The sequence below is a fragment of the Streptomyces sp. NPDC054841 genome (assembly GCF_053611045.1).
This window is the reverse complement of the sequence record NZ_JBSGZO010000447.1, coordinates 1-6,948: the sequence shown is the minus strand read 5'-3', so window position 1 is coordinate 6,948 and position 6,948 is coordinate 1. Positions and strand designations below refer to the sequence as shown.

General features: G+C 70.4%; 4 protein-coding genes. All 4 read right to left on the bottom strand.

All coding sequences use genetic code 11. The annotated features are described in order from the left end of the window. Positions 1-24: 24 nt before the first annotated feature. Positions 25-3,954, bottom strand: a complete 3,930-nt coding sequence (gene fxsT, locus ACWGI8_RS36140) for an FxSxx-COOH system tetratricopeptide repeat protein (RefSeq protein ID WP_453667590.1) — start codon at positions 3,952-3,954, stop codon at positions 25-27. Further along, the gene (gene fsxC / locus ACWGI8_RS36135) at positions 3,938-5,314 is read right to left on the bottom strand and encodes an FxsC protein (RefSeq protein WP_453667588.1); all 1,377 of its coding nucleotides are present in this window, start codon (positions 5,312-5,314) and stop codon (positions 3,938-3,940) included. Before fsxC ends, fxsT begins: the two co-directional genes overlap by 17 nt. A gap of 80 nt (positions 5,315-5,394) precedes the next feature. Then, positions 5,395-6,171, bottom strand: coding sequence for an aminoglycoside N(3)-acetyltransferase (locus ACWGI8_RS36130; RefSeq protein WP_453667586.1), 777 nt, complete (start codon positions 6,169-6,171; stop codon positions 5,395-5,397). Further along, positions 6,161-6,948: radical SAM/SPASM protein FxsBH, inactivated beta-hydroxylase extension form (fxsBH, locus tag ACWGI8_RS36125; protein WP_453667585.1), on the bottom strand; the 788-nt coding region annotated here is incomplete at its 5' end. The genes fxsBH and ACWGI8_RS36130, both read right to left, overlap by 11 nt.

The following is a 6,948-nucleotide window of genomic DNA, read 5'->3' as shown; positions in this document are numbered from 1 at the left end:
GCGGGGGGAGAACCGAGCCACGACTCACACCGCCAGCGGCTCCAGATCACGGTGGATCCTGCGTTCGTCGCGGGCGATCCGGGTCAGCGCGTGGTCGTCGCCGAGCAGCCGGCCGAGCTCCTCCACGGTCTCCGCGCGCAACACCGCCGACTCGTCCTTGCGGCCCAGCGCGCTGAGCGTGACGCACATGTTGGAGGCGACGGCGAGCACCTCCGGGTGGTGGGCGCCGAGGACCTCGCGGAGCTTCATGACGGCCCGCCGCTCGGTGTCCAGCGCCGATTCCAGCTCTCCCAGGTCCGCGCGGGCGTTGGCGAGGTTGACGGTGCAGAACAGCGTGTGGGGATGGGCGGTGCCGAGGACATCGGTCATCCTGCGGATGGTGGGCAGCAGCAGTTGTTCCGCCGCCTCGGGGTCGCCGCAGCCCCACTGGTAGATGCCGAGGTTGTTGAACGCGGCGAGGGTGTACGGATGCTTCTCGCCCGGCACCTCCCTGTACTTGTCGACGACCTCCTGCGCCAGGTCCCGCGCGGCGACCGGCTCCCCGGCCGCGAACAGGTCCGCCGCCAGGTTCAGATCGCAGGCGAGCGAGTCCGGGTGATCGTAGTCGTAACGGGCGCGGTAGCGGTTGCGCGTCGCCGTGGTCAGCCGGCGCGCGTCCTCCAGTCTGCCCGCCCGCCGCAACGAGACGGCGAGACTCTTGCCCGCGGCGAGGGTGCCGGGGAAGGCCCGGCCGAGGGTCTGCTTGTAGCTGTCGTAGGTGCGGCTGAGCAGCGCCACCGAGTCCTCGTACCGGCCGACCTCCCGCAGATCGCGGGCGAGTGAGGCGGCCGACGAGAGCGTGTACGGATGCTCCGGGCCGAGCACCTCGGTGCGCCGGTCGAAGACGTCCTGGTCGATCTCGCGGGCCCGCGCGTACTGGCCGACCATGCGCAGGTTGAGCGCGAGGTTGTTGGCGGCGGCCAGGGTGCGCGGGTGGGACTCGTGGAAGATCTGGCTGAATCCCTCGTGGGCCTCGGTGGCCAGTTCCATGGCCTTGCCGTACTGGCCGAGCGTGCCGAGGTCCATGGCGAGACCGCTGGTGGTCATGTACGTGTGCGGATGGGAGGGGCCGAGCACGGCCTGCTGCCGCTCCAGGGTCACCTCGTCCAGCTCTCGCGCCTCCACGTAACGGCCCTGGGAGCGCAGGATGTTGGAGAGGTGGAAGCGCAGATACAGATACTGCAGGTCGTCGTTGCCGAGCATGTCCCGCCAGGAGTCGCGCAGTTCCTCGGCGAGCTCCCCCGCCGTCTGCCAGTCACCTCGCTTCCAGAGGTAGCGCACACGGTCGATGAGGAGCCGCCTGGTCTCCGGCTCCGTGCAGAAGCGGGCCTCGGACGGGCCGAGGTGCGGCCAGATGGTGTTGAACCGCGCCCAGGTCTCGGGGTTGTCGATGGGCTCGTCGTCGTCGGGGCGGGCACCGGCGAGGATCCGGTGGACGGCGTGCCGCGCGTCCATCTGCTCCTCCTCGCTGAGCTGTGCCCTGATGACGGCCTGCACCAGCCGGTGCACCTGGATGGAGTTGGAGATCTGGTCGACCTTGGCGAGGGCGAACCGGCCGATCTCCCGGATGACGCGGCCGAGTACGAGCTTCTCCTGGAGGGAGGAGTCGTAGGGCTTGAGCGCCTCGATCATCTCCTTGCTGTAGAGGAGGTTCGCGGAGATCGGCTCGGGGGCGAAGAACGCGCAGAGCTGGAGCAGCCGTACGGCCGCGGGTGAGCGTTCCTTGAGCCGTTCGATGGAGACGTTCCAGGTGGCGGCGACGGGCTCGGGGTATCCGGCGGGCTGGTTGAGCGCGAGGACGCGCGGGGCCTGCTGGCCGAGCTGCTCCAGATAGGCGGCGACGGGCGTGGCGGTCTCGGCGATCCACGCCGCCGCCTGTTCGACGGCGAGCGGCAGGTCACCGACGGCGCCGGCGACCTGGTCGGCGTCCTCGAGGGTGAGCCCGGGGGCGCGGCGCTGGAGGTGCTCGATCGACTCCTCGCGCAGGAAGACGTCGACGGGCAGCGCGTCGCCGTACTGGGACCAGGTCTGGTTCCTCGAGGTGACCAGGATGTGTCCGCCGGTCGGGAAGAACCGCTTGAGCTGCTCGGGGTCGTCGGCGTTGTCGAAGACCAGCAGCCAGCGGGATGTCGGCACACCGCGCCGCAGCAGGTCGATGGCCTCCTGGGAGGCGGCGGCCATGTCCTCGCCGCCCTGTGCGCCGAGCCGGGTGGCGAGATCGGCGAGACCGGCGACGACCTCGTCGGTCTGTTCCGAGGAGATCCACCACACCAGGTCGTAGTCGGCCATGAAGCGGTGCACGTACTCCAGCGCCACCTGGGTCTTGCCGACGCCGCCGAGCCCGTACAGGGTCTGCGGCTGCGGAAGGACGACGGCCATTCCGCCGCCGAGCTGGTCGCGCATCCGCTCCAGGACGACGGAGCGGCCGGTGAATCCGGGGTTGCGCGGGGGCGCGTTCCAGATCTTGGGAACGGTGCCGGGAAACCGCGGCCCGGGCGAAACCCCGTCGGCGAGCTGCACGGGCCGGTCCAGGGCGCGCAGCAGCGCGGTGGTGGCGTGCACCTCGTCGAGGCGGAAGAGATCGACGGGGTTGCGGTCGATGTACGGGGTGGTGAGGCGTACGTCGCCCACGCGCAGCGGCAGCAGATGGCGCCGGCCGCCGCCGGGGTCCTCGGACGCGGCCCGCTCCCACACCTCGACGGCCCGTGCCGATTTGAGATACGCGCTGGAGAGCAGTACGACGGTGCGCGCGGCGTTCTCGGGGGCGGCCGCGCCCGAGCCGTCCGCGGAGGGTTCGGCGGAGACGTCGCGCGGTACGACGCGGAAGCCCGCACGGGTGAGGGCGGATTCGATCCAGTCGGCCCACATCCGGTTCTCGGCGACGTAGCTGAGGAAGAGGTCGGCGGGCAGGGCGGGGCGGCGGCGGGTGAACGCGTCCCTGATCCGCAGCCTGACCTCCTCGCCGACCGTGGGCATGGAGGTGATCTCCTGGTCGGTGATGACGGCCGTGAGCCGTTCGAAGGCGGAGAGCAGGGAGTTGGTGAGTCCCGCCTCGTCGCCGAAGGTGGCCAGGGTCTCCTCGTAGGCGTAGTAGGGGCGGTACGGAATCTCCACCGCGCCCCAGTAGGAGGTGAGTTCGTCGCCGGCGAGCCCGGTCGGGAACCGGTCGAACTTGAGCCGGGCCAGGGCCCGCCCGGCGTCGGCCTTCTCCTTCTCGCCCTCGTCGATGCGCATGGGGACGGGGAAGATCCGGATCCCGCGGCCGCCGTAGCGTTCGTCGATCTGGCGGGCGACGGCGGCCGCTCCGTCGATGGACTGGTCGCTGAGGGTGAAGCAGTCGACCAGGATGTCGGGCAGATGGACGGTGCAGATGTCGGCGATGTCGCTGAGGCCGGTGCGGCTGTCGATGAGGACGTAGTCGTAGTTGGCCTTCATGTCGTCGCGCAGCGCGTCGAAGAAGTGCCCGCCGCCGAGGCGGTCGTAGAAGTTGTCCCAGTCGAAGGTGGAGACGGTCGCCGAGTACTCGCGGTTCTGTTTGCCCGCGGAGACGAAGTCGAGGGTGCCGCCTTCGGGGAACTCCCAGCCCAGGGCCTCGGGGGTGAGGGAGACCGCGTGCGGCTGGATGCGCGCGTAGTCACGGTGCCAGTCGTCGGGGCGCTGCACGGGGCTGGTGGCGGCCCAGGCGTATTCGGTGATCAGGTCGATGACACCGGTTGTGGCGCCGAGCGTGGAGGGGTCCAGGAAGGGGTGGAAGAAGCGGTGCAGGCCGGGGGCTTCGAGGTCCCAGTCGACGGCGAGGACCCGCTTGCCGTTCGCGGCGAGTATCCAGGCCGTGTTGGCCATGGCCATCGTCCTGCCGGTACCTCCCTTGTAGGAGTAGAAGGTGACGATGCGTCCGTCACGACTGGCTGTCATCCGTGTCCTCCGCATCGGGCGCCTGGTCGAGCATGTCGTGGATGAAGTGCGTGGTGGCGTACTCGGCGGCCATCGGGCCGCGCAGCCGGGGGCGTTCGGTATGGCTGCCGCCGGCGGGTGGATAGACCTGGGCATGTCTCAGGTACTGCTGGGCGGCTGCTTCCACCACCTGGGGGAGGATCTGGCCGAAGGCCTCCATGCTGGGTACGCCGCGGGCGGCGGCCCGGCAGGCGGCGCGGCCCTGGCTGAGCTTGGTCGGCAGGGTCTGTTCGAGTTTGGCGCTCAGTTCGCTCTCGGCGGCGCGGCTCTGGTGGTCGTCGCGGTTCCAGGGGACGACGACGCTCACCCAGGGGCGGTTCTCGGCGTCGAAGGCGGCGAGCCGCTCCCGTCTCTCGTCGTCCTCCAGGGCCCACCGGTCGACTATCAGCAACTCCGGTCTGGTCGGGGGCTGTTTGCTGTCCAGCGGAACCGAGTCGTGGTCGAACGAGCCGACCGTGGCCTGGTAGTTGAGGGCGCGCACGAGGTCGCGGGCGACATAGGCCAGGGGCCGGTGGGCGTCCGGGTAGTACGGGTTCCAGTCCTGGGGCATGTCGCCGTAGTACTCGGGGTTGCGCCCACCGGGCAGGTCGTGGCGGGTGGGCGCGGCGACGGTGACCTGGATGGGGCGCGGGCCGCCGTTGGGCGATCCGGCCGATGCCGGTGTGCCGAAGGCGCTGGGGGCCTGCCGGTAGTCGAGGGGCCGGCTGGGGCCCACGCCGGCGGTGTCGGCGACGCTGACGATGCGTTTGGCGAGTTCGTAGACCGCACGCTCGTACTCCTCGGCGAAGATGCGGAGTTTGATGAGCCCGTAGAGCCCGTCGGTGACATAGCGGTCGCCGAAGGCCCGGTGGTTGAACTGCAACCGCTCGGCAGGACCCGGGAGTTGCTCGGGCGGCACCGGTACCCACAGGGCGGGCACGATGGCCTCCGCGGGCCGGTTGCTCTTGGCCTGGTGGTAGATGGCCCGCTGCGCGAAGGCGTACCACTCCTTGCCGCACATCTCGCTGGCGAAATAGCGAGGTGAGAAGAGCGGAACGAAGACACGGCAGGTGGCGAGCACTTCGCCGAGCCGCTCGGACCACCCCTCCCCGGAGCGTATCTCCCGGTCCATGAATCCGGCCGGGGCACCGGCCGGAAGATCGGTCATGGCCATCACGTGGCCGCACAAATCCCGGAAAAGGCGCTCGACCCACATATCGGGGTCAGGCCCGCCGGCTCCGTACCTCGGCGTGTGCGCATAGCTCAAGAAGAAGTACGGCCGATGGTCCGCCGCTCGCTGCTGCGATGACGCGTGCACACGACCCCCGTCCTGTATGAACACTCACACTCACGACTGATGAAGTGCGAGCGAATTAATCATTCCGGAGCGGACCTCGCTCCATCCCCTCATCGTTCAGTCAATCAACGCCGCTTTTCGGACATCCACACCACGGCATGGTCCACGGCGTTCTTGATCGAGAACAACCTTGCGACTGTTCTTCCCAGTTGTCCCTTCTGCTCCACATTCCACGCGAAGGCGGCTCCGACCGCCTCGAAATCACTGTCGTCCAGGGAAACGTCCTCGTATTCCGTCCATTCCGGCCCGTCCGTCCCACGCACCACACAGCGATAGCGGCGGCGTGGTGCACCGGGCCGGTATTCCGCGAGGTGAAAGGCCGTGCACACGGCGAAACCCACATTGATCATCAATACGTCCGCCCCGGCCCGGTAGAGCGCACCCAGCGGCGACTCGGGTCCGAGATGGGAGTGGAGCGGATGCCGGGAGAGCAGCTCGTGTGCCCGCCGCCCGAGCGCGGCGAAGGACGTCTGGGGATGGGCACTGCGCACCGCTCCCCGGGTGGTCCGTACGGACTCGGCCAACCGGCCCATCCCGGGGCACGGTGTCGTGGCGGGGTCGAAGGCGGGCATCGTGGCCCGGAAGGCCGCCGCCTGAGTGGGTGTCATTCCGGCCACCCGCCGCAGATGGGCGGCGGACGTCTCCGAGTTCTCCGGGGTGAAGGCGGGCACCACCAGCGTGCCGTTCTCGCCCAGCGCCGTCAGCAGTGCGTCGCGCAGTGTCCGTGCGTCCAGGCCGGTGCCGCCGAGCCCGGCGTGGACGAGGACCGTCGACCCCTCCCGTAATCCCAGCCGTGCCAGCTGTCGTACGAGCCTGTCGCGCCCATCGGCTTCATCGGTCACGGTCCGCCTCTTCCCGCAGCTGTGCCAGCAGACACTTCCCGGCGAGGGTGAGTTCCGGCGCGCGGTCCAGGGTGTCCAGCGCCCGCAGGGCCTCCTCGGCACTGCCCGGCTCGAATGCGGCGAGCCCTGCCCGTTCGTATGCCCCCGCCAGCAGCTGCGACACCGGAACGGGCGCCTCCTGCCAGGGTGCGGGGTGGCGCCACAGCCCGTCCTCCGCATGGAGGTCGGTGACTTCGACGAGCGCCTGGTACCGCGCCCTGCGATAGCCGCGCAGCAGCGCGGGCGCCAACTCCCGGGCACTGCCCCGCGCCGGGATCCCGAGCCCGCCGAAGCCGTGCCGGCCCACGGACGGCCCGGGGCCGTCGACCGGGGTCAGCGTGGTCAGCGATCCGGCGGCGGCCGTGGCCTGCTCCGGCACGCGCTCCCGCAGCAGGACCCAGGCGCGGGCCAGCCGCCCGGTCCAGCCCGCGGCCTCGTCGAGGCCGAGCCGGGGCAGGGCCGGGGAGCCGAAGCAGTGCCGGTACGGGTCGAGGTCGTCGATCGCGAGATCGGGCGCACCGTCCCGGCCGAGCCTGCGCACGGGCTGCCAGCCGACGCCCGGCTCGTCGAGCCGGGCGACCCGCCGCTCACCGCGGGCGGACCGGACCAGGAAACCCTTCTCGACGGGCTGCACCTGAGCGGTGCCGCGCGTCTCCTCGCCGGTCAGCCGCAGCTCGCCGAGCGTCGGCAGGAGCAGTACGCCGTCGTCGTACGGGACGTGCACCGGGAGGTCGATTC